18 protein-coding genes are annotated in these 22,826 nt (G+C 60.6%); 9 read left to right on the forward strand and 9 right to left on the reverse strand.

Annotation, left to right across the window (positions count from 1 at the left end; translation table 11 throughout):
• Positions 1-3: 3 nt before the first annotated feature.
• The 6 genes from BLX89_RS04700 to BLX89_RS04725 form a co-directional block, all read right to left on the reverse strand.
• Entirely contained in the window at positions 4-1,212 is a 1,209-nt protein-coding gene (locus BLX89_RS04700; RefSeq protein WP_075289493.1) for a glycosyltransferase family protein, read from the reverse strand.
• A gap of 67 nt (positions 1,213-1,279) precedes the next feature.
• Positions 1,280-2,446, reverse strand: coding sequence for an ABC transporter permease (locus BLX89_RS04705; RefSeq protein WP_075289834.1), 1,167 nt, complete (start codon positions 2,444-2,446; stop codon positions 1,280-1,282).
• Positions 2,447-2,451: 5 nt separating this feature from the next.
• A complete protein-coding gene (locus BLX89_RS04710) occupies positions 2,452-3,450 on the reverse strand; it encodes an ABC transporter permease (RefSeq protein ID WP_075289494.1) in 999 nt (332 codons plus the stop codon).
• Positions 3,451-3,452: 2 nt separating this feature from the next.
• Positions 3,453-5,357: an ABC transporter substrate-binding protein gene (locus tag BLX89_RS04715; protein ID WP_075289495.1), complete on the reverse strand. Its 1,905-nt coding sequence runs from the start codon at positions 5,355-5,357 to the stop codon at positions 3,453-3,455.
• Positions 5,354-7,276 carry an ABC transporter ATP-binding protein gene (locus BLX89_RS04720; protein WP_075289496.1) on the reverse strand — a complete coding sequence of 641 codons (1,923 nt, stop codon included), beginning with the start codon at positions 7,274-7,276 and terminating at the stop codon, positions 5,354-5,356. The genes BLX89_RS04715 and BLX89_RS04720 overlap by 4 nt, the downstream gene beginning before the upstream one ends.
• Positions 7,277-7,476: 200 nt before the next feature.
• Positions 7,477-8,823, reverse strand: a complete 1,347-nt coding sequence (locus tag BLX89_RS04725) for an adenylate/guanylate cyclase domain-containing protein (protein WP_075289497.1) — start codon at positions 8,821-8,823, stop codon at positions 7,477-7,479.
• Positions 8,824-9,179: 356 nt separating this feature from the next.
• Here BLX89_RS04725 and BLX89_RS04730 point away from each other — a divergent pair, with 356 nt between their 5' ends.
• Positions 9,180-10,535 carry a nucleotide sugar dehydrogenase gene (locus BLX89_RS04730; RefSeq protein WP_075289498.1) on the forward strand — a complete coding sequence of 452 codons (1,356 nt, stop codon included), beginning with the start codon at positions 9,180-9,182 and terminating at the stop codon, positions 10,533-10,535.
• On the opposite strand, the gene BLX89_RS04735 is transcribed toward BLX89_RS04730, so the two are convergent.
• A complete protein-coding gene (locus BLX89_RS04735) occupies positions 10,525-11,706 on the reverse strand; it encodes a DUF3095 domain-containing protein (RefSeq protein ID WP_075289499.1) in 1,182 nt (393 codons plus the stop codon). The genes BLX89_RS04730 and BLX89_RS04735 overlap by 11 nt on opposite strands.
• 149 nt (positions 11,707-11,855) lie before the next feature.
• Here BLX89_RS04735 and BLX89_RS04740 point away from each other — a divergent pair, with 149 nt between their 5' ends.
• On the forward strand, positions 11,856-12,335 hold the full coding sequence (locus BLX89_RS04740) for a class I SAM-dependent methyltransferase (RefSeq protein ID WP_075289500.1): 480 nt from the start codon (positions 11,856-11,858) through the stop codon (positions 12,333-12,335).
• Here BLX89_RS04740 and BLX89_RS04745 read toward each other — a convergent pair whose 3' ends face one another.
• Both BLX89_RS04745 and BLX89_RS04750 read right to left on the reverse strand, forming a co-directional pair.
• A complete protein-coding gene (locus tag BLX89_RS04745) occupies positions 12,336-13,202 on the reverse strand; it encodes an FkbM family methyltransferase (RefSeq protein WP_075289501.1) in 867 nt (288 codons plus the stop codon).
• 64 nt (positions 13,203-13,266) lie between these two features.
• On the reverse strand, positions 13,267-15,006 hold the full coding sequence (locus tag BLX89_RS04750) for a chemotaxis protein (protein WP_075289835.1): 1,740 nt from the start codon (positions 15,004-15,006) through the stop codon (positions 13,267-13,269).
• A gap of 354 nt (positions 15,007-15,360) precedes the next feature.
• Between BLX89_RS04750 and BLX89_RS04755 the strand changes: the two genes are divergently transcribed.
• The 7 genes from BLX89_RS04755 (at position 15,361) to BLX89_RS04785 (ending at position 22,820) form a co-directional block, all read left to right on the forward strand.
• Complete coding sequence (locus BLX89_RS04755) at positions 15,361-15,690, forward strand: hypothetical protein (protein ID WP_075289502.1); 330 nt, start codon at positions 15,361-15,363, stop codon at positions 15,688-15,690.
• Positions 15,687-16,055, forward strand: coding sequence for a response regulator (locus BLX89_RS04760; protein WP_075289503.1), 369 nt, complete (start codon positions 15,687-15,689; stop codon positions 16,053-16,055). The genes BLX89_RS04755 and BLX89_RS04760 overlap by 4 nt, the downstream gene beginning before the upstream one ends.
• Positions 16,052-18,106, forward strand: a complete 2,055-nt coding sequence (locus BLX89_RS04765) for a chemotaxis protein CheA (RefSeq protein ID WP_075289504.1) — start codon at positions 16,052-16,054, stop codon at positions 18,104-18,106. Before BLX89_RS04760 ends, BLX89_RS04765 begins: the two co-directional genes overlap by 4 nt.
• Before the next feature lie 38 nt (positions 18,107-18,144).
• A complete protein-coding gene (locus tag BLX89_RS04770) occupies positions 18,145-18,606 on the forward strand; it encodes a chemotaxis protein CheW (protein WP_143523519.1) in 462 nt (153 codons plus the stop codon).
• Positions 18,607-18,648: 42 nt separating this feature from the next.
• Positions 18,649-20,337 (forward strand): methyl-accepting chemotaxis protein, encoded by a 1,689-nt coding sequence (locus tag BLX89_RS04775; RefSeq protein WP_075289506.1) that lies wholly within the window; start codon positions 18,649-18,651, stop codon positions 20,335-20,337.
• Between the two features lie 191 nt (positions 20,338-20,528).
• Entirely contained in the window at positions 20,529-22,334 is a 1,806-nt protein-coding gene (locus tag BLX89_RS04780; protein WP_075289507.1) for a methyl-accepting chemotaxis protein, read from the forward strand.
• A gap of 3 nt (positions 22,335-22,337) precedes the next feature.
• Entirely contained in the window at positions 22,338-22,820 is a 483-nt protein-coding gene (locus tag BLX89_RS04785) for a chemotaxis protein CheW (protein WP_075289508.1), read from the forward strand.
• Positions 22,821-22,826: the final 6 nt, after the last annotated feature.

Below are 22,826 nucleotides of genomic sequence, written 5' to 3' on the forward strand. Positions count from 1 at the left end.
AAATTATCCCTTCACGACCGTCAGATGCTCCTGGCCGCGACGGCCGAGCCACTCCCCAACGATCTGCGATATGTTGCCGAGGCCGTCGAGCGTCATGTGCTTGGCGCTCTGCGATGGCGCGGGACGGCTTGGCAGGTTCTTGAGGGCTTCGGCCATTCGCATCGGGTTGGCCGCTTCTTCGGGAAGCAGCATGTCGATCAGGCCGAGTTCACTGGCGCGGCGGGCGCGGATCAGCTGTTCCTCGCGCGGGGCGACACGCGGCACGATGAGCGCGGGTTTGTCGAAAGACAGGATTTCGCAATAGGTGTTGTACCCGCCCATGCCGACGACGGCCTGAGCGCCGGCGATCAGTTCTTCCATGCGGTTGTCGAACTCGATGACCTCGACATACGGGATTTTCGAACCCTTTTCCAAAAGGCGGTGACGTTGTTTGGCCGGCATGTAGGGGCCAAGCACGATCAGCGCCCGCTGGGTCAGCGTCTCGTCTTCCTGGTAGGCATCGATGACATTGTGGATGAGATCGGAACCATCGCCGCCGCCGCCTGTGGTGATCAGGATATAGTCTTCTTTCTGCTTATGCTCGGATTCGGCGTCTTTGGAGACGCTGCGCTGCAGGAAGCCGACAAAGTCCATCTTGGCGCGCACCTGCGCAGGGACGTTCAGGCCGACCAGCGGATCGTAGAAATCCGGCGGGCCGTAGACCCAGATCGAGTCGTAGAAGCGACCGATCTTGGTCATCACGTCATTGCGCTTCCACTCTTCCTCGAGCAGATGCGGCGCGTCCATCACCTCGCGCAAGCCCAGAACGAGGTTCGTTCCCTGGGCCTTGAGGTAGGCAAGGGTCTCTTCCACTTCGCCGCGCAGGCCCATCGGCTCCTTATCGACGATGAAGACGTCGGGCTGGAAGGTCTCGGCTGTATGGCGGATGATCGACTTGCGCATCTTCAGGGTCTCCTGAAGGTCGATATGCCGGTCCATGGACGTGTATTCGCCGTTGCGCAGCTTGATGACGCTCGGAATCTTCACGAAATCGACGCGCGCGCGGTAGTCAAAGGCGCCGGCAATGGTGGCGCCGGAAATGATCAGCACCTGCAGCCCGCGATAATCCTCGACCAGCGAGTGCGCAATCGTCCGGCACCGCCTCAGATGGCCAAGGCCAAAAGTATCGTGGCTGTACATGAGAATGCGCGCATCTTCGATCCGGCGCGTCATGAATGGCTACTCCACCGTGTCCGAAACAAGCGTTCGCCTTTTGGATGTGTCTGCATCAGCATAGCACTCACTTATAGGGGTCGGCGGCGTCTCTCAAGCCGTCTCCCAGAAAATTGAACGCAAGGATCACCAGGATTACCGGGATCGTCGGGAACAGCAGCCAAGGATAAAACGCGATGACGCTGACGCTGCGGGCTTCCGTCAGCAGGATGCCCCAGCTGGTCATCGGAGGCCGGAGGCCGAGGCCGAGAAAGCTCAGCGCGGTTTCCCCAAGGATCATGCCGGGGATCGACATGGTGGCCGTGGCGATCAGGTGCGACATGAAGCCGGGGATCAGGTGTCGTCCGATGACACGGCTGCCCTTGGCACCCATCAGCTGCGCGGCCAGCACATAATCCTCTTCGCGCAGGGCCAGAAGCTTGGAGCGGACCGCGCGCGCAAGTCCAGTCCAGTCCAGCATGCCGAGAATGACCGTGATGCCGATATAGATCAGGATCGGGCTCCATGTGACGGGCATGATGGCGGCGAGCGCCATCCAGAGCGGTATGCTGGGGATGGATTGCAACACCTCTATGACACGCTGGGTTATCAGGTCGAAGGTGCCGCCGCGATAGCCGGCGATGCCGCCGATGACTATGCCGAGCACAAAGCTCATGGTCACGCCGAGAAGGCCGATGGTGAGCGAGATGCGGGCGCCGTAGAGGATGCGCGACAGCACATCGCGGCCGAGCCGGTCGCTGCCGAGCAGGAAAAGCTCGCCGCCTTCGGCCGGGCAGACCAGATGGAAGCTGCCATCGACGAGGCCCCAGAACTTGTACCGGTCGCCGCTGCAGAAGAACCGCAGTTTCTCAACCTTCCCCGTGTCTTCGGTGTAGATACGGCGCAGGGTATCCATGTCGAGCGTCATCGAACGCCCATAGACGAAGGGGCCGACGAACTCGCCCTTGTCGAAAAGGTGTACGCGCTGCGGCGGCGCATGGATGTAATCGACGTTGCGGGTGTGCAGGTTGTAGGGCGCCAGGAACTCGACGATCGTGATCATGAAATAGAGCGCGGCCAGAAACACCAGCGAGACCAGCGCCATCTTGTGGCGCTTGAACTTCCACCACATCAGGCGGAGTTGTGAAGCCTGGTTGACCTTCTGCTGGGCGTCGCTCATCGCCTCCACGGACATGGGGTCGAAAGGCGCAGTCGAGACGTAATGCTCCAGCGGAGCGCCGGATTTCGGAAGCATGGATGTCACTTGGTGCTCCCACCCTGCAGCCGGATACGCGGATCGAGGAGGGCGAGCGCAATATCGGAAATGAGAACGCCGATGACAGTCAGGAAGGCGAGAAACATGAGGAACGATCCGGCGAGATACATATCCTGGCTCTGCAATGCCTTGATCAGCATCGGGCCGGTGGTTTCGAGCGACAGCACGATCGCGGTGATTTCAGCGCCGGAAATGATGGCCGGCAGGATAGAGCCGATATCCGAGATGAAGAAATTGAGCGACATGCGCAGCGGATATTTGGTCAATGTCTTGAACGGGTGAAGTCCCTTGGCGCGGGCGGTCACGACATACTGCTTCTGCAATTCGTCGAGCAGGTTGGCGCGCAACCGGCGGATCATGCCCGCGGTGCCGGCCGTGCCGATAATGATGACGGGGATCCACAGATGCTCCAGGATCGACTTGAACTTGTCCCAGCTCATCGGCTCGCCGAGATATTTCTGGTCCATCAGGTGGCCGATCGAGGTGCCGAACCAGATATTGGCGAAATACATCAGGATCAGCGCGAACATGAAATTGGGGATGGCAAGCCCGAGAAGGCCTGCGAAGGTCAGCCCATAGTCGCCCCAGCTGTACTGGTGCGTCGCCGAGTAGATGCCGATCGGGAAGGCGATGATCCAGGTGAACAGAATAGTGACGAAGGATACCATGATCGTCAGCCACATGCGGTCGCCGATAACCTCGCTCACCGGCAGCTGGTATTCGAAGGAATATCCGAAGTCGCCGTGCAGCATGCCGCCGAGCCAGTAGAAATAACGCTCGATCGGCGGTCTGTCGAAGCCGTACTGTTCGCGCAATTCCTGGATTTCGGCCGTATCGACGCTTTCGCCCTGGGCGCGCAGTTCGGCAATGTAGCTTTCGAAGTAGTCGCCGGGGGGCAGCTCGATGATCGTGAAGACCAGCGCCGAGATGATCAGGAGTGTCGGGACCATCGCAGCGATACGCCACAGAATGTAACGCAGCATATTCAGCTTACCTCGTCGCTGTACCAGAAGGTATCCGGCATGTAGACGCCGAGATAGGAGGTGGGTTCGAAGCCATAGAGCCCTTCCGTCGGCACGTTCTGAAGGCGGGCCGAATGCAGGAGCGGCTGAAGCGTGCCGTTGACGATGCCGATGGAAAAGACGTTCTCGGTATAGATCGAGAGCATCTCGTGCCAGATGCGCGTCTTGTCCTCATCGGTTGAGGCATGGCCCCATTCCGCAAGCAGCGCCGAGAGCTGGCGCACCTCCTCGATATCCGGCTTGCTGGCCATCGTGTCGCCGGAGAGGAAGTTCAATCCCCAGGCCGGCCATTGCAGTTGGGAATCCATCGTCGGGGCGAGCTGGCCGGGGTTCATCTCGGCGGTTGGAATGCCGTTTTCCAGCCCGGTCCAGATCGACATCATGATTTCGCCGCCGAGCGCGCGGTTGAACAGGACCTCGCGTTGGGAGGTCTTGATGAACAGCGGAATGCCGATCGCGCGCCAGTGGTCTGTCACGAGTTCGAGCACGTCGGTTTCGAGCGTGCTTTCCCCCGCGGTCTCGATGACGATCTGGGCGACGCGGCCATCCGGCAGAAGCCGCATGCCATCGTCGTCGCGCTTGTCGAGGCCGATCTCGTCGAGCAGCGCATTGGCCTTGTCGGGATCAAAATCGGCCCAGGCGTGGGCATATTCCTCCTTGAACAACGGGCTTTCCGGCAGCGGCGAATCCGCCGCTTCCCGGCCCAGCCCGTAAAAGGCGACCATGTTGACTTCATGCCGGTTTATCGCGAGCGACAGCGCCCGGCGGAACCGAACGTCGATGAAGAATTTGCGCCAGACTGAATCGCCGATATTCAGATTGGGCAGGAGCGCAACGCGCGAGCCCTGCGTGCGCTTCCAGAGATTGACCTTGACCGGATAACGCTTCTCGGCCTCTTTGAGGAAGCTGTAATCGACAAAATCGACGCCGTTGGCCTGCAGGTCGGTCTCGCCAGCGCCGGTCTTGGCGGCGATGATGCTGGAGGAGCTGACGTTCAGCACGAAGCGATCGACATAGGGAAGCTGCAAGCCGTTTTCATCGACGCGGTGGAAGTAGGGATTGCGCTCGAAAACGAACTGATCGGCCGGCGGGGTTGTGGTGTTGCGCCACGGGTCGAGCGTCGGCAATTCCGGGTTTTCCGGACGGTAAGTGCGCGACATCTTGATGTGGAGATCGGCCCATTTTTTCACACGCTGCTCTTTCATGAGAGCGGAAAGCCGGAAATCGTCCTGATACTTGCGGTGGAATTTCCACATATAGTGGAACGGCAGGAAGAGCGTTGCCGGCGAGGCGGCGGCCAGATTGGGCAGGAAGTCCGGATTGGGCGTTTCCCAGGTGTAACGCACGGTCAGCGGATCAAGGACCTCGAAGATCGGTGGCTTGCCATCGGCCAGGAAGTATGTGGGAAGGCCGCCCTTGCGCAAATCCTTGTTGAGGACCACGTCCTCCCAGCAATACCGGAAATCTTCCGCCGTGAAATTGGCGCCATCAGACCACTTATGCCCCTCGCGAAGCTTGAAGGTGAAGATGCGGCCTTCCTGCACATCGAAGCTTTCGAGGATGTCCGGCTGCAGCTCGAAATTCTGGTCGTAACCGACGAGACGGGCGTAGCCGTACATCGTCATCAGCCGGATGTCTTTCTGGCTGCCGATGATCATGCGCACGGTGCCGCCGTAGCGACCGGGCTTGCGGCCCATGGCCGAGAGATTGATGAAGCGGGGATGCACCGGCACCCGCTCGTTCAGCGCCGGCATACGCTGTGCCCGCAGATAGGGCCTGAGGAATTCCGGCTCGACCACCCCCGCGCGAAGCGTACCGGGAAGCAGGGCGGAGGCGAGCAGGCCGAGCGCCGTGCGTCTGGTGATCATGGTCTGAGCTCCCTGACATCGGCATTTCGATTGGCCAGAACGAAGTGGCCTTCGCCCAGGTCGGCTGCGGAAAGCGAAGCCTCCGCCTCGTCGCCACGGAAAGCGGCGTTCCAGTTGCGCATGTCCGAGGCGCCGCCGGTGTTCAACGTTTCGAAATCGAGCGGCCTGTCGAGATCGGGGAAGGGGACGGCCGCCAGCAGCGAGCGTGTATAAGGATGGACCGGCGCCCGCATTAGGATTTCGCGCGGGGCGATCTCGACAATCCGACCGGCGCACATGACGGCGATGCGATCAGCCATGTAGTCCACGACGGCGAGATTGTGGGAGATGAACAGGTAGGTCAGCCCCAACTCAGACTGCAGATCCTTCAGCAGATTGAGGATCTGCGCCTGTACGGAAACATCGAGTGCCGAGACGGGCTCGTCGCAGATCAACAGTTCCGGGCCGAGCGCCAGGGCGCGGGCAATGCCGATGCGCTGGCGCTGACCGCCGGAGAAGCTGTGCGGATACCGGTTGATATGGCGCTGGTCGAGGCCAATGGCTTTCAGGAGTGTCTTGACCGTTTCCGTCCGCGACTTGCCGGTGCCGCGGTCGTGGATCTCCAGCGGCTCTGCCAGAATGTTTTGCACGGTCATGCGGGGAGAGAGCGACGAGACCGGGTCCTGGAACACCATCTGCATCTTGGTGCGCAGGTTCTTAAGCCCGTCACCCCGGGCGGCGAGCACATCGATCGGCCCATCAGAACTGGCGAGCATCACGGAGCCCGTGTCGGGCGTGACCGCACGCATCAGGATCTTGCTGACGGTGGTTTTTCCGCAGCCACTTTCGCCGACAAGGCCCAGGCATTCGCCGCGGCGAATGTCGAAACTTACGCCATCGACAGCCTTGTACGGCTGATTGTCGGCTTTTGAAAACCAGCTGGATTTTCGTGTTGTGAAGGTCTTGGAAATGTCGCGTACCGAGAGGAGTACGTCCGACTGAAGGTGGATCGGCGCCTTCGCCTCATCCGCTTTGGCTATGGCGGCGGGCTTGCGGCCAAGCAGGCTGCCGGCATCGACAGGCACTTCACGCAGCGCCTTCAGGCGCTCGCCGGGCTTCATGTCGAAATGCGGAACGGCAGCCATCAGGCCCTTCAGATAAGGGTGGGACGGCTTGCGGAAGATGGCCTCGATCGGCCCGGCTTCCATGATCTCGCCGTGATAGATCACAACCACCTCGTCGGCCATATTGGCGACGACGCCGAGATCGTGGGTGATCAAAAGCATTGCCATGTTGAGTTGCGATTGAAGATCGCGCAGCAGCTTCAGAATCTGTGCCTGAATGGTGACGTCGAGGGCGGTGGTGGGCTCATCGGCGATCAGCAGCGAGGGCTGACAGACCAGCGCCATGGCGATCATCGCGCGCTGGCGCATACCGCCGGAAAGCTCGAAGGGATACATATCGAAGGCGCGTGACGGCTTGGAGAAGCCGACGAGGCCCAGCATTTCCTCGCTGCGCTGGCGACGTTCTTTGGCCGTCAGGTCCATATGGATCTTGAGGGATTCCTGAATCTGGTTGCCGATCGTGTGCAGGGGCGACAGCGAGGTCATCGGCTCCTGGAAAATTTTCCCCATGCGATTGCCGCGCAAGGCGCGAAGCTGAGGGCCGTCCGGGTCCATTTTCAGGATGTCGACCGGGCCTGTCGACAGTTTCGGATCGCAGAACAGGATTTGCCCGCTGGCCGAGGCGGTCTTCGGCAGAATGCCCATGACCGCCTGGCTGATCACCGATTTTCCGGAACCGCTTTCACCGACAAGCGCAGTCACTTTTCCAGGAAGTACGCGAAGGCTTGCCTTGCGAACGGCATCGATCTGTCCGCCCATCATGGCAAACGAGATGCTCAGATCCTCGATCCGCAGCAGATCCGCGCCCGTATCCATCCCTGAAATTTCTCCGTTCCATCTCTATAACCACCAGACGACGCTGGCGGTTCCGGCTTTTTTAGCCTTGTCTGGAACGAGATTAGCGCACGGTCATGGGCCTGTCCATGACCGTGAGATGAAATTGGGCAGCGCAAGCCGAAGGCCGTAAAGTCGTGAAATTACTCAGACTTGGCTTGCAGATGGTGCATCTTGCGCCGCTATTGCAGCAGCTTGTTCCACAGGTCGCGTGTCTGCGGCTTGCGGTTGTTGCGATAAAGAAGCATGACCTGCTCGGCTTCCGAGCGGGTTTCGAGCGCCTTGCTCTGCATGGTCTCGGCGTAGTCAAGCTGAAGATGTGCATCGCTGGGTTTCAGAAGCGTGACCTTCTGGCGTACGCCGCGCAGCTTCTCATCGCCGAGCGTTTCCCATTCGCCACCGCTGTATCCCGCGAAGGACTGGCTGGCGACAATGGGGCTGTTGAATTTTTTCGTCAGCGTCTGAAGCCTTTGCACTTCGTTGACGGCAGATCCGAAGGCCGAGAAGGTCAGTCGGTCCTTCAGCCCGACATTTCCGAACATCACGTTGCCGACATGCAGGCCGATGCCATAGCGAATTTCGCTGAGACCCTTCTTCCGTCGGGTCGTGTTGAGCTGCTCCATGCGGGCGGTTGCCTGACGCACCGCCGTCATCGCAGAGTGGACGGCGACCTGCGAGGGCTCCCTGTGGCGGCCGCAAGGGTAAACGGCGAGGAAGCCATCGCCGAGAAAGCTCAGGATTTCGCCACCTTCGCCGTTGAACGGCGTGGCGATCGCATCGAAAAACTCGTTGAGCGTGTCGATGTAGACCTGCCGGCCTTCCTTTTCCGCAAGCATGGTCGATTGGCGCATGTCCGCCATGACCAGCGCCGCCCGGATGGTTTCCCCGTCGCCGCGTCGAACCTGACCGGAGAGCACCCGTTTGCCAGAGTTGGCACCGAGATAGGTGGTCAGCATGTTGTCGGCGAGCTTGCCGAGAACCGCCATCTTGGCGGCGACAGCAAGGCTGTTTTGAACGCGCAGCAGCGCGTCGATCACGTCGTCTCCAAAACCGCCGGGCGCATCGGTCGCCCAGGAGCCGATCATGCCCTGACCGGATGCCTCGCCGAAGGACTGCACGAAGGCGATATAATCGGTCGTTCCCATAGCCTTCAATTCTTCGAAGATCGGGAACTCGTTCGGCGTCAGCGGGGTGATCTGGCGGCGGAGATGGTCGAGATTGTTGCTGAGCAGGTAGTAATAGGGGCTTTTCAGGAAGCGGTTGGCATCGTCGTCGTCCTCGTCGGCCCGGTAGCCCTCCACCGTCATGCCCTGGCCGCGCAGCCAGGTGAAACCGAGGGCGTCGTAGAGCGGGTGCAGCATCGAGAAGCTGAGGTGGATGCGGCTAAGCGGCAGGCCGGCTGCTGCAAGCCGCTCGCAAAAACCGGTGACGATGGTTTCGAGGCTGTCACCGTTGAGCGCGGTCTGTTTCAGCCAGCCGGAGACGCGATCGAGCAAATGGGAGGAAACGCGGCTGTGATGGATCGTCATCGCTTCAGTCGTCTTTCTCACGCTAAAAAGAATATGGCATGTGCAGACGCCTGGACGGGGCGGCCGGGTGCAAGCGGTACCGTACCCGATATAAGCATGCTTTGCGCGAATGCCAGAACCGATCAATCACATTTTGATCAAAGCATGTCCTCTGCGAGAGATTATCATTTAAGGTTATGTTTCATATATAGAATTTCAGGTAGCGGTGTTTCGTATGCGTGGCATATCTTGCCGATTCTCGCGCTCTCGCCCGGGGCATGGCTGCTTGACACCCGCAGAAATAATCATCAACTGACGACCATCCAAAACGCCTCCAAAGCGAGGCCTCCCGCCGAAACCAGACCGCGAGCACGCCCTTGACCACTCCTCTCCACGAGCCCGCCCCAGCGTCCCGGGCATTGCTGTCGAGCATCGAAACGCGGACCTCCCACATCGGCGTTATCGGTCTCGGATATGTCGGTCTTCCCTTGGCCATGACCGTTGCCAGAAGCGGTTTTCCGGTGACCGGGTTTGATATCGATCCGGCGAAGATGATCGCGATCGAGGCTGGCCGCTCCTATATCGAGGCCGTTTCGGACGAGGTTCTGGCCGCGGAAACGGCGGCTGGCCGCTTCCGGGCAACCACGGATTTCGGCAAGCTTGCGGATTGCGATATCATCGTCATCTGCGTGCCCACGCCACTGACGCGCCATCGCGACCCCGACCTCTCCTTCATCGTCAAGACGTGCGAGGCCATTGCCGCGACGCTGAGGGCCGGACAATTGATCGTGCTCGAATCCACCACCTATCCGGGGACCACGAACGAGGTGGTCCGGCCTATTCTCGAACGTACCGGACTTGTTTCCGGGCGGGATTTCTTCCTCGGCTTTTCGCCGGAGCGGGAGGATCCCGGTAACCGCGACTTCAAGACGTCGAGCATTCCGAAGGTCGTTGCGGGCGATGGTGCGGACGCCTCCGAACTGGTCATCGCTTTTTACGCGGCGGCGGTCGAAAAGGTGGTTCCAGTATCCTCGACCGCGACCGCCGAGGCTGTGAAGCTGACCGAGAACATTTTTCGCGCGGTCAACATCGCGCTCGTCAATGAGCTGAAGGTCGTCTACGAGGCGATGGGCATCGATATCTGGGAAGTGATCGATGCGGCCAAGACCAAGCCCTTCGGCTACATGCCATTCTATCCCGGGCCGGGGCTCGGCGGGCACTGCATCCCCATCGACCCGTTCTATCTCACCTGGAAATCGCGCGAATACGAGCTGCCGACCCGGTTCATCGAGCTTGCCGGCGAGATCAACTCGTCGATGCCGCGCCATGTGGTGAGCCGTCTTGCCGAAGCGCTGGATATCAAATGCGGCAAGGCGCTCAGCCGCTCGAAAATTCTCGTCATCGGCCTTGCCTACAAGAAAAACGTGCCGGATATCCGCGAAAGCCCGTCGCTGAAACTGATCGAACTGATCGAGGAACGCGGAGGGAGCGCATCCTACCACGATCCGTTCGTGCCGGAGATTCCGAAGACCCGCGAATATCTTGCCCTCAAGGGACGGCGATCGGTGCTGCTCGATGCCGAGACCGTTCGGGCTTTCGATGCGGTGCTGATCTCGACCGATCACGATGATGTCGATTACACCGGTCTTGCGCAATGGTCGCCGCTGATCGTCGATACCCGCAACGTGTTTTCCCGCCGGGACATCGCGGGAGACAGTATCGTCAAGGCGTGACGGCGGCGGTGGTCTGGCCGGGGCCGAGTTTCTTCATGCGGCTGGCCGCCACCGCGTAGCCGCCCGCCGCGCCATCGATGAAGTGCATGTGATCGTTTGAAAGCGGTGACGGCACGATGCAGGTCATGAGAGCGGAATCCTGCCGGTGCAGGCCATAACGGCAGATGCCGACGATGGCGGCCTGCTCAAGCCGCGCCTCGATGCGTGATCGCCGGTTCGCATCGATATCGATCGTCATTTTCAGGCCGTCATCGAATTTGCGGAAATCGGAATTGCGGCCAACGTCGCGGCGGTACTGGGCGGCATCGAAGCTTCCAAGCTTGCGGTTCAAGCGAAACAGCGTCACGGTCAGCAGATACTGCGCGACGACAAAGACCTTCTGCCGCCATCTTCCCTTCTTCGGTCCACGGGCACGCGCTTCCGCATCTACCCCGGCGGACGAAAGACCGAGTTCCGGTCCGTCTTCCCCAACGGGATGCCCCCCGCGCTCCTCGCCGCCGGCAATCGCCACGATGTCGCTGACCAGAGCAGTAAAGCTCCCGGTGGTTGCCGCCGGGCCGGGGAGGGCGATGATCGAGACGATTTCTCCGTGACGCGACTGGATCGGGTTCCAGCGGCAGGAAAGGCCGCTGAGATCGGGCCTGGCACCTGCAAGCGCGGGCTTCACGGCGTAGAGACCTTCTTTCATTCGGGCTTCCGCCCAGCTCGCGCCACCGCCGGAAAACATGGCGTAGGACGCGCCGGGGCTCACCTGAAACCGGGCGACACGCACGTCGAGCCCGGCATCGTGAATATCGACCACAGGCACGAGAGCGGCGCGTAACGTCAGTCCGAGTTCTTCCCGGACCCAGTTCTGCACGGCGGCGAGAGCGTCATGGGCAAGGCCGACCGAGGCCGGGGGAACCGCCACCAGCGCGCCGTCCCCGCCGAAAACGAAAGGCAGGTCGTGCTGGCCCACTGCATTGAGGATGGCGGAGATGACGCTGGCACCTGCCATGTTCACGGCCTTGTAGCGGCCCGCCTCGATTGCCCCGGTGGAATCAACGATATCGGCTGTCGCCAGCGACCAGTCTTGCGGCAGCGGGCGGTAATTTGTGCTGTCGGCCACACCTTCGAAATCGGTGAAAACGGGAAGCGTGCTGAAGAAGTCGTCGGTCGTCGGCTGGGTCATGGCGTCAGGCTACCGTATTGGTGATGAAACAGAAATCGCTTTCCTGCGTTGCAATCAGCCAATTGAGAAAATTCCTGATCTCGCGGTCGACCGAATGCGGCGATGCGTGTTAAGCGGGTTCATCAGCAAGCAACATGGGCACGATACGAATGAGCCGTCTCGATAGTTTCATCCGCCGCCTCAGCGCCCAGCGGGATGTTCTCAACCATATCAGCGGCGAGGTGCGCGAAAAGGATGGCGCGATCCTCGAAATCGGGCTTGGCAACGGCCGAACCTTCGATCATCTGCGCGAGCTTTTTCCCGAGCATCGCATTATCGCCTTCGACCGGGCGGTTGGCGCTCATGGCTCGTCCCTGCCACCGTTGGAAAACCTTGTCATCGGCGAAATTCGCGAGACGGCGCAACCGTTTATCGGTTCGGAAGCCGTGCTTTTTCATGCCGATATCGGCACCGGCTATGACGATAAGGATGCCAAGACGCTGACGTGGCTGCCGCAGCTTGCCGCAGGCGCCATTGCCAGGGGCGGTCTTGCCGCGTCGGGCCTGCCGCTGGAGCATCCGGATCTCGAAGCCTTGCCGTTGCCGGAAACGGTCGATGAGGGGCGTTATTTCCTGTACCGGAGGCGCTGATCACGGCATCAGGAAAAGATCGAACTGCTCTTCTCCGAGCGGGATATCCTTGACCTTCATTTCCTCCTGCTCGTCTTCGCGGAAGACGATGCAGTGCTCGTAATGGCGGGCAAGCTCCGCCGCGAAAGCGATGGTGCCTTCGCGGCCGTAGAAGGTTGGCGAAAACTCCATATAGAGCGGCACGCGCCGCGCCATCAGCGCCTGCATCGATCGGCAGGCGACGGGCTCATATCCCTCGATATCCATCCAGACCAGGCCGACATCTTCCTCGCTGAAACCGGCATTGCGCAGGATTGCGCCGACGGGGCGCACCGGAACCTTGATCTCGCGGTCGCTTTCGCTCTGGCGGATGGCGCTGCTCTTGCCGAAATTCGCCTGGTGCTGGAAGAAGGCGATCTCGCCTTCGGTTTCGCCGGCCGCACATAGGACAGCTGTGACCTGCGCCTTAAGATCGTTCTGTGCAAGATTGGTTTCCAGCATCTCGAAATTGCGGGGGTCTGGCTCGACGCTGACGATGTGCCTGAAGGCCTTGGCCAGCGCGAAATAGATCGTCTGGGTGCCGATATTGCCGCCGAGTTCCAGCAGTACCTTGTCGGCGTCCAGCAATGAGCGCTGCTTGAGGATTCCGAGCAGCCGCTCGACATGATCGCGCTCGAAATGACCCTTGCGATAGATCTTGCGGCCGACGTAATCATGCGGCGAAAAGGTCATGACGTGATCGCCGCAATCGGCGGTCATGGTGATGACGCGGGGGCTGATCGAGGCGACCAGCATTTCGCGGCCGACGCGGGTGTTCAAAAGCCGCCGGGCGGTGCGGTTGCGCCATTTGCGCAGTTTCTTGCGCAACAGGTCGGTGGTCTTCGTCATGCGTCAGCTCTTCGAGGTCTCGATGCGGGTTCAGCCTTTGAGCATGATCCCGCAGGAAACGCCATCAGAACAATGCGTCTTCGAACAGATCCTCGTCGCTCTGCACTTCTTTTGCGGGCGCGACGGCCGGCGTTCCGAAGGCTTCCATCTGCGGGATGACGGCGTTGTGCACATTGCGCTCCTGGACCATCGTGTAGGTCTTGAAGATGCGCTGGGAAAGGCCGCCGAGCACCGCGTCGAGACCTTCGGTCGAGGCGATTTCAGAGCCTGCGATCGTGCAAAGCTCGTCGGCGCAGGTGGACAGGATTTCGCCGAGATCGTGCTGGAAATCGAGCTTGGCGATCATCAGGCTGATCTGGGTTGCGACCTCGCGGCCATGTTCGGAAAGGGCGGCAAGCTCGCCTTCCATGGCGTTTGCCGTGTCGCGGATGTTGGAGACGGCGCCGTTCAGGCGTTCACCAAGCCCCTGAGAACCGGAGCTTGCTGTCGCATTCATGGCGTCAGCTGCCTTGTCGAGGCGGGAGAGGCCATCGACGATATGGTCGGCGGATTCATCCAGCTTGGCGGCGAAGATTCGCAATTCGCCGGTGACGACGTTGATCGAGCGGCCTTCCTCGCCAAGCCTGCTGCAGCGCAGGTTGGTGTTCAGCGCCATATAATGGATGTCCATCTTGACGCCGCGGATATTGCCGATGCCTTCGAGCAGGCGGGATGCGGTCGAGGCCGTGGACTGGCTGACGGCATCAGCCTTCAGGCTTGCGGCTTCGACCTGCTTGACGATGCCAAGCGCCTTGGTGACGCTGTCTTCCAGCGCGCGCATGAAATTGTCTTCGCTGCCGCCGCCCTGCATCTGGCTGCGCAGGTTGAGGATTTCCTGGGTATCGCCGCCGAAGCTGGCGATGGTCTGCACGACGTTGCGGCTATCGCGCTGAAAATCCTCGACCATTTCGACCAACTGCGCGGCGCAAAGATGATGGATCAGATTGGAAAGGCGCTCACGCTCCGCGCCGGAAAGGGCGCGGCCTTCCTGACTGTCAAGGCTATCGTCGAGCATCGACAGCGAGGCCTGCACATGCTCGATACGCTGGCGGGTGATGTCGCCGATCTGAAGAGCTGAGAGCGTGGTGGCGACCTTCGACTGAATGCCGCGGGCAAGGACCGAGACCTCGCGGGCGATGACGCCGAGCTTGGCGCGATTTTCAGTGATGGTGCGAGCGTCCTTTTCGAGGGCACGCACGACATCTGGAACCGTCTGGGCATATTGTTTGGAGATGTCGCTGCCAAAACTGCGGGCGACACCGAGTTCCTTTTCAAGTGCTGCCAGCTGGTCGGCAAAGCTCTTGACTTCGGCCGTGCCGGAGCGGATGCGCTCAAGGATCTCTTCGGCAAAACCGGAAAATTCCGGCAGGCCGGCGCCTGTGATCTTCACGGTCACGGCAAACGTCTGCAGGTAGCGCATGGTCTCCTGCATGTCCTCGACATGGCTGCGCATGCCGGAGCCGGCTTCGGCCAGCGCGCTCAGATGCGTCTGGCGGCTCGCCTGAATATCCGGAAGATCGGAGAGGTTCTTCACTGTGGCCAGCAGGTCGGCCATGGTGTCGTTGGCCGAACCGGTTTCCAGCGAGCGGCTGATATTGTCGAGCGAGGCCAGCAGCCGGTTCAGGACGTCCATGACCGAGAGAAGAACATTGCCGCCCTCGAGAAAACGTTGCTCGACCTTGCTGCGCGCCGCCTCCAGCTTGTCGCTGATGCGACTTGAGGTGCCGTGATCATGATGTCGGGCAATGGCTGCATTCTGTGTCACGGGAACCTCGACTTCCAAATATTGTTGCGCCAATCAATAGTTGAAGGGTGCAAACTTCTGGTAAATCGCAGACTCGTCCACGTTGCACCCTGATACAGCTCGACTGACGCCGGCCGGGGCACGTGTTTGCCATGCCATATTTTGCCGGATTCCGATTACGGCAGTCTAATATATTGATAATATTAATTTAATTGAATTATTTGACGTGGCGCAGTGAAAAGTACCGGGTAAAATTTCATAGTGAACAGACTCGCAATAAGTGCATTCAAATACAACCTGCATTTACGCCATGTTAAGGCTGGCGTGAGATTCCAGAAGAAGGTTCACTAGTATTCACTGTTTAGCGGGGCTGGCATGGTCGAAAACAACATCGTAAATTATTCGATAAATTTGCCGTCAAAGCTAAATATCAAGACTATATTCGATATACAGAATATAATTTCGGAAAAACTTTCTTCCGAAAGGGCTTTGACTATACACGTTCCTGACGATTGCGACGTCGATCTGAGCTTCATTCAACTGATCGAGTCCGCGCGAATCCGCGCGAAATCGTCGGGCGTCACTTTGAACCTTGCCCAACAGGCAAACGCGCAGGTGCGCAGTGTCCTCGAGCGCGGCGGTTTTGTCGCCGGCTTCTCGGAAGAGGACGAAAAATTCTGGTTTCATGGAAAGGCACAGCAATGAGCGGACGGATTTTGACGGTCGATGACAGCGCGAGCATTCGGCTGACGACCAAGGTAACCCTGACCAATGCCGGGTATGAAATCACCGAGGCGGTGAACGGCGCAGAAGGTCTGGAAAAGGCCAAGGCCGGCGAATACGACCTGATCGTCACCGATCTCAACATGCCGATCATGGACGGCCTGACGATGATCGAGGAGCTGCGCAAGCTTCCGGCTCATATGGGCGTTCCGATCATCTTCCTGACGACGGAATCGGATGCCGACCTCAAGGCCCGCGCCAAGGCCGCCGGTGCGACCGGCTGGCTGACCAAACCTTTCGACCCTGAAAACCTCGTCAAGATCGTCAAGAAGGTCCTCGGCAGATGAGTATGCCCGATCCCGTAGCAGTCTTTCGTATCGAGGCGGCCGAACTGCTGGAGCAGATCGAAACCGGCCTTCTCGATCTTACCCACCGTCTCAATGACAAGGACCAGATCGACGCGGTGTTCCGCGGACTGCATACGCTCAAGGGATCGGGAGCCATGTTTGGCTTCGACGCGCTCGCGGCCTTTACCCACCATTGCGAAACGGCCTTCGACCGGGTTCGCAAGGGTGAGAAGCCGGCCACCAGCGAACTGGTTGCCGCCGTTCTTGCCGCGCAGGATCATATGCGCGCCCTGATCGAAAACCCGACCGACGACCACGGCGATATCGGCGAGCGGCTGCTTGCCCAGTTGCGCCATGCTGTCGAGGGCGGGGATGCGCCGGCGGCTGTCGTCGCCAGTGCTGCCCCGGTCGAAGTGGCCGAAGAGAAAAGTGGGACAAACACGTTCCGCATCCGCTTCAGCCTGCCGCTCAATTCCATGGTCAACGGCACCAACCCGCTGGGCCTGCTCGATGAGCTTCGTGACCTCGGCGAATGCAAGGTGGTGGCCGATACCTCCGCCATTCCCTCGCTCGACGTTCTTGTCCCGACCGAGCTTTACGTCTCCTGGGATGTCACGCTGACCACAGACCAGCCGCGCTCGGCAATCGATGATGTCTTTATCTTCGTCCTTGACGACATGAAGCTCGACGTCGAAACCTTTGCTGCCGAGACCGCGGCTCCTGCCGCACCGGTCGTGGCGGAGGTCGTTGCCCCGGTCGCCGTTGCAGCGCCTGTTGCTCCGCCGGCACCCGCGCCAAAGGCGCCTGAGCCGGTGGCTGCTGCAGCGCCAGCTCAGCGTTCGGCACCTGCGCCTGAAACGGCACAACAGGCCAAGGCTGCCGAAAACGTTCGCGTTCCCGCAGAACGCCTCGACGAACTGATGGACCGCGTCGGTGAGCTCGTTATCGCCCAGTCGCGCCTGCGTCAGCTTGCCAGCACCAGCATGGATATCCAGTTGCGCTCGGTCTCCGAAGAAATCGAACGTCTCTCCGGCGAACTGCGCGACACAATGATGGTCTTGCGCATGGTGCCGGTCGGCAGCCTCTTCGGACGCTTCCGCCGTCTCGTGCATGATCTGGCCCGCGAAACCGGCAAGATCATCGAGCTGGAAACCGAAGGCGAGACCACCGAGGTCGATAAGACCGTCATCGAACGTCTGGCCGATCCTCTCGTCCATCTCGTCCGCAACTCCATCGACCATGGTCTTGAGACCCCGGAAGAGCGGCGTGCAGCCGGCAAGGAAGAGGCCGGTAAGGTCATCCTGTCTGCCCGTCAGGCTGGCGGCGAAGTGATCATCACCATCAAGGACGACGGTCGCGGCATCAACCGCGAGCGGGTCCGCGCGAAGGCGGAGTCCTCCGGCCTCATGCAGCCGGGCCAGCAGATTTCCGATCAGGACCTCTTGCAGATGATCTTCCAGCCGGGTTTCTCGACGGCAGCCCAGGTGACCAACCTTTCCGGACGCGGCGTCGGCATGGATGTGGTTAAGAAGACGGTCGAGGCCCTGCGGGGTGCGATCGATATCGTCAGCAAGCCGGGGCAGGGCTCCGAGGTTGCGCTGCGCATTCCCCTCACGCTCGCCATCATCGATGGCCTGCTCGTGCGGGTGGGCGAGGGGCGTTACGTCATTCCGCTGTCGGCGGTCGAGGAATGCCTCGAGCTTTCGCTGGAAGAGGATCTGCGTTCGCGCGGCCGCAGCTTCATCTCGCTGCGTGACAGCCTCGTGCCGTTCCTGCGCCTGCGCGATCTCTTCCGCACCGGCACCAAGCCCGACACGCACCAGAAGGTGGTGGTCATCTCCACCGGCACGGAGCGGGTCGGCATGGTCGTCGACCAGATCATCGGCGATCACCAGACGGTCATCAAGTCGATGTCCAAGCTTCATCATGACGTCGCGACTTTCTCGGGCGCGACCATTCTCGGCGACGGCAGCGTCGCCCTTATCCTCGATGTCGCCCATCTGGTGGCGGCCGGACAGCAACAGGAGGCGCATCTGCGCGCGGCGGGATGAGTGACAGGCTTCAGACAAATCTCCGGCAGAACGCCGATATGCACTGGAACGATGACGGCGAACTCGAGGTTCTGACCTTCGATCTGCACGGCGAGACTTTTGCGCTCGAGGCGATCATGGTTCAGGAAATCCTTGACCTGTTGCCTGAGACCATCGTTCCCGGCGCCATGCCCTTCGTGGGCAGCGTCATCAATTTCCGCGGCAAGGTCATTCCGCTTGCGGATATCCGTCTCGCTTTCGGCATGGAAGCGGGCGAAGCGACGATCGATAGCCGCATCGTCGTCATTGAAATCGAGCTGCAGGGCGAACTGACCTTGGTCGGCCTCAGAACGGACAAGGTGAATGAAGTCACCACCCTCTCACGAGACATGAGCGAGCCCCCGCCGAGCGTCGGCATGAAATGGCGGGCCGACTACATCAACTGCCTCGTCAAACGCGACGGACAATTCATCATCCTCCCGAATCTGCAGGCGATCTTTTCGTCCCGGAAAGAAGCCTAGGGCCGAGGCCGCCAGGCGGCTCAGCGAGAAGGAATTTCAAAAATGCGATTTACGATCAAACTCAAGCTGGGCATAGCCTTCGGCTTCATTATTGCCTTGCTTCTCGCAACTGCCGGCTATGGCATCCTAAGCCTCGGCACGCTGAATGAGAACCTGGAGCAGGTTCTGCAGGGCCCCGCCGCCCGCCTGAAGCTTGCCCAGCAGATTAATATCGAAGAACTGCAATCCATTCGCCAGCAGAAGAACCTTCTGGCTGCAACTACCGAAAAGGAAGCGGAGGCCGCCCGTGCAAAGGGTGACGCCGCCCGCAAGGCTTTCGAGGGGCTGCTCGCCGAAGCCGAATCCAAGGCGACCGAACAGGGCAGGGCCCGCTGGGCCAAGCTGCGCACGCTCGCGGTTCAGTCCGATGAGGCGGAAGCGCAGATCCGCAACTTCCTGAGCGTCGGCAACAAGGCTGCTGCTGACAATATCTCCGTGACCACCGCCCGCGCCAGCGCCAACGAGATTGACGCCATTCTCGAAGAAATCGTCAAGCTTGAGGAAGGTCGTCTCCAGGAAGCCGGCACGGCTGCCGAGGAACTTTATAACTCCACGCGCGTGATGATGACGGGCGCCGCCGGTCTTGCTGTCCTCATCGCAATCGCCGCAGCCATCTGGATTTCGATGACCATCAGCAAGGGTCTTCGCCGCGCGACGACCGCTGTTTCCGATGTTGCGGAAGGTGACCTCACCAAGATGGCCGAAATCACCAACAATGACGAAATCGGCGTCCTGCTCGGCAACGTCAATGTGATGATCGAGCGCCTTCGCGGTGTCGTCGGCGATGCTCTGTCGGCCTCCGACAACGTCTCCGCAGGCAGCCAGGAACTTTCGGCCAGCTCGGAACAGGTCTCCCAGGGGGCGACCGAACAGGCGGCATCCGCCGAAGAAGCCTCGGCTTCGATGGAAGAGATGGCCGCCAACATCAAGCAGAACGCCGACAATGCCGCCCAGACGGAAAAGATTGCCCGTCAGTCGGCCAAGGATGCGGAAATGAGCGGCGAAGCCGTGACCCGCGCCGTCAGCGCGATGCGGACCATTGCCGAGAAGATTTCCATCGTCCAGGAAATCGCCCGCCAGACCGACCTTCTCGCTTTGAACGCAGCTGTGGAAGCAGCCCGTGCCGGCGAGCATGGCAAGGGTTTCGCGGTCGTCGCTTCCGAAGTCCGCAAGCTTGCCGAACGCTCCCAGTCGGCTGCTGCCGAAATCGGCCAGATGTCCGGCGATACGGTCAAGGCTGCTGCCGAAGCCGGTGAGATGCTCAATCGTCTGGTTCCGGATATCCGCAAGACCGCGGAACTGGTGACGGAAATCTCCGCCGCCTGCCGAGAACAGGATATCGGTGCGAGCCAGATCAACGAAGCGATCCAGCAGCTCGACAAGGTGACCCAGCAGAACGCCAGCGCCTCCGAGCAGATGTCGGCGACGTCGGAAGAGCTTGCCGCCCAGGCGGAGGAGCTTCAGGCCTCGATCGCCTTCTTCAAGGTCGAGGGTTCCGCTGCACCGAAGAAGCCGGTTGCGGCCAAGGCGGCCAGCAAATCCGCAGCAGTCAAGGCGCCGGCGGCCAAGCGCCCGGTAGCCCCTGCGGGCAACTCGGTTGCGGCCCAGCAGGCGCGCGCCAAGGGCTTTGCCCTGGACCTCTCCATGGGCGGTCCGGATGCTGAAGACGATCACTTCCGGCAGAGCGCCTAAAGCCTTCCCGGATGACCGGCGGCCCGCCCGGGGCCGTCGGGGCTCGCGTGTGTATGCGCGGCCGAAGTACCTATCCGACACCACCGGTTTCGCGGACGTGAATCAGTCACCTACCGCCAGCTGGCTCGGACATTGAAAAGACATGGCTCCGCAAGCCTCTCAACGTTCCGAACCACTGAAGGACAGTGACAATGCGTATGACGATCAAACTCAAGCTGGGAATAGTGTTCGCCGTCATTATTCTCCTGACGGGCGGCATGGCCGGCCTGTCGATCTACAATCTGGCCTCGCTCAATTCCGCCATCACGCAAATGGTCGAGGAGCCGATCGCTGACATGAAGGAACTCGCGGACATGACCGCCGAGTTTAACAACACGGTCCGTGCCGAAAAGAATGCGATCCTCAACACCAATCCGGCCGAGATTCAGGACTTTGTAAAGTCGCTGACCGATGGTCAGGCCAAACTCGGCACGATGATCGGCGACCTTGCAAATTCCGCGGATCCGGCCGTTGCCGCAAAGGCGAACGAGTTTCGTGGCCTCTTCGATCAGTATTTGCCGCTGCAGAAGCGCATGATCGATCTTGCGGTCCAGAACACGACCGAGTCCAACACGCTGGCTGCCAGCATCTCGATGGGTGCCGGTCGCGAGGTCATGAACAAGGCACTGGCGGTGATCGACGAAATCAACGTCATCGTCACCGGCAACGTCAAGGAAACCGACGCTGCGACCAACGAACAATATGCCCAGTCGCGCCTGCTGCTGATTTCGGCAACCGTTGGCCTGACCCTCTTTTCAATCGCGGCGGCCCTCTGGATCTCGCTCAACATTTCCCGCGCGCTGCGCCGTGCCGGCGATCTGGCGGATGCGGTCAGCATCGGCGATCTCAACTACGAGATCGAGCACAAGAGCAATGACGAGATCAAGGATCTCGTCAATTCGATGCAGCGCATGACCGCAAACCTGCGCAACACGGCCAGCATTGCCGACAAGATCGCCGATGGCGACCTGACGGTTCAGCCGACGCCGCTTTCGGAAAAGGATACGCTGGGTCTTGCGCTGGAGCGCATGGTCGAACGCCTGCGCGGCGTCGTGGCCGATGCTCTCTCGGCCTCCGACAACGTATCGGCCGGCAGCCAGGAACTTTCGGCCAGCTCCGAGCAGATTTCCCAGGGCGCGACCGAACAGGCGGCATCCGCCGAAGAAGCCTCGGCTTCGATGGAAGAGATGGCGGCCAACATCAAGCAGAACGCGGACAACGCCGCCCAGACCGAAAAGATCGCTCGTCAGTCGTCCAAGGACGCCGAAGCCAGCGGGGAAGCGGTTTCCCGCGCCGTCAGCGCCATGCGCACGATCGCCGAAAAGATTTCCATCGTTCAGGAAATCGCTCGCCAGACCGACCTGCTCGCACTGAACGCCGCCGTTGAAGCGGCCCGTGCCGGCGAGCATGGCAAGGGTTTTGCGGTTGTGGCTTCCGAAGTCCGCAAGCTTGCCGAACGCTCGCAGTCGGCTGCTGCCGAAATCGGTCAGATGTCCGGCGACACGGTCAAGGCTGCTGCTGAGGCCGGTGAGATGCTGAACCGTCTGGTTCCGGACATCCGCAAGACCGCCGAACTCGTCGCCGAAATCTCGGCTGCGTGCCGCGAACAGGATATCGGTGCCAGCCAGATCAACGAGGCGATCCAGCAGCTCGACAAGGTGACCCAGCAGAACGCCGGTGCATCCGAGCAGATGTCGGCGACGTCGGAAGAACTCGCCGCGCAGGCGGAGGAGCTTCAGGCCTCGATCGCCTTCTTCAAGGTCGATGGCGCCGGCGTGAAGGTTGCAGCTGCCCGCAAGCCGGTGAAGGCCACCACCAAGGTCGTTGCCCGCAAGCCGTCTTCTTCACCAGCCGCCAACACAGTGTCGGCCCAGCAGGCGCGGGCCAAGGGTTTCGCCCTTGACCTCTCCATGGGTGGACCGGATGCCGACGACGCAGACTTCAGAGAAAGCGCATAAACCATGGCAACAGTATCTCTCGAATCCCAATACGTGACGTTCAGCCTGGGCGATGAAGTCTTCGCCGTTCCCGTCGAGGTGGTCCGGGAGATCCTCGACTATGAGGAAGCCTTCAAGATCCCCAACGGTCCCGATTATCTGCTCGGCCTGCGCGATGTGCGCGGGCAGGGCGTGCCGACCATCGATCTGAGGTTGAAGCTCGGCCTTTCCAAGACCGTGCCGACATCCCATACGCGGGTGCTGGTCATGGATATCCCGCTGGAAAGCCGCATGCTCTGCCTCGGCCTCGTGGCTGACCGGGTTTTTGAAGTCACGCCGTTCCGCAAGGATCAGGTGGAGGCGGCCCCCGATATCGGGGTCCGCTGGCGCTCCGGCTACATCGCCGGGGTCGTTCGTCGCGAAGGCGGCTTTGTCGTGATCATCGATCTCGCAAGCCTTCTTTCGCGCGAGGAAACCGCCCTTCTGGCCCTGCCCGGCGCTGCCTGAGGATAA

The sequence above is a fragment of the Pararhizobium arenae genome, assembly GCF_001931685.1.
Classification (GTDB): Bacteria; Pseudomonadota; Alphaproteobacteria; order Rhizobiales; family Rhizobiaceae; genus Pararhizobium; species Pararhizobium arenae.

Coding starts and splice junctions, on each gene's coding strand:
- BLX89_RS04700 (WP_075289493.1), bottom strand. CDS start 1,212: ATGACGCGCCGGATCGAAGATGCGCGCATTCTCATGTACAGCCACGAT.
- BLX89_RS04705 (WP_075289834.1), bottom strand. CDS start 2,446: ATGCTTCCGAAATCCGGCGCTCCGCTGGAGCATTACGTCTCGACTGCG.
- BLX89_RS04710 (WP_075289494.1), bottom strand. CDS start 3,450: ATGCTGCGTTACATTCTGTGGCGTATCGCTGCGATGGTCCCGACACTC.
- BLX89_RS04715 (WP_075289495.1), bottom strand. CDS start 5,357: ATGATCACCAGACGCACGGCGCTCGGCCTGCTCGCCTCCGCCCTGCTT.
- BLX89_RS04720 (WP_075289496.1), bottom strand. CDS start 7,276: ATGGATACGGGCGCGGATCTGCTGCGGATCGAGGATCTGAGCATCTCG.
- BLX89_RS04725 (WP_075289497.1), bottom strand. CDS start 8,823: ATGACGATCCATCACAGCCGCGTTTCCTCCCATTTGCTCGATCGCGTC.
- BLX89_RS04735 (WP_075289499.1), bottom strand. CDS start 11,706: ATGACCCAGCCGACGACCGACGACTTCTTCAGCACGCTTCCCGTTTTC.
- BLX89_RS04740 (WP_075289500.1), top strand. CDS start 11,856: ATGAGCCGTCTCGATAGTTTCATCCGCCGCCTCAGCGCCCAGCGGGAT.
- BLX89_RS04745 (WP_075289501.1), bottom strand. CDS start 13,202: ATGACGAAGACCACCGACCTGTTGCGCAAGAAACTGCGCAAATGGCGC.
- BLX89_RS04755 (WP_075289502.1), top strand. CDS start 15,361: ATGGTCGAAAACAACATCGTAAATTATTCGATAAATTTGCCGTCAAAG.
- BLX89_RS04760 (WP_075289503.1), top strand. CDS start 15,687: ATGAGCGGACGGATTTTGACGGTCGATGACAGCGCGAGCATTCGGCTG.
- BLX89_RS04765 (WP_075289504.1), top strand. CDS start 16,052: ATGAGTATGCCCGATCCCGTAGCAGTCTTTCGTATCGAGGCGGCCGAA.
- BLX89_RS04770 (WP_143523519.1), top strand. CDS start 18,145: ATGCACTGGAACGATGACGGCGAACTCGAGGTTCTGACCTTCGATCTG.
- BLX89_RS04775 (WP_075289506.1), top strand. CDS start 18,649: ATGCGATTTACGATCAAACTCAAGCTGGGCATAGCCTTCGGCTTCATT.
- BLX89_RS04780 (WP_075289507.1), top strand. CDS start 20,529: ATGCGTATGACGATCAAACTCAAGCTGGGAATAGTGTTCGCCGTCATT.
- BLX89_RS04785 (WP_075289508.1), top strand. CDS start 22,338: ATGGCAACAGTATCTCTCGAATCCCAATACGTGACGTTCAGCCTGGGC.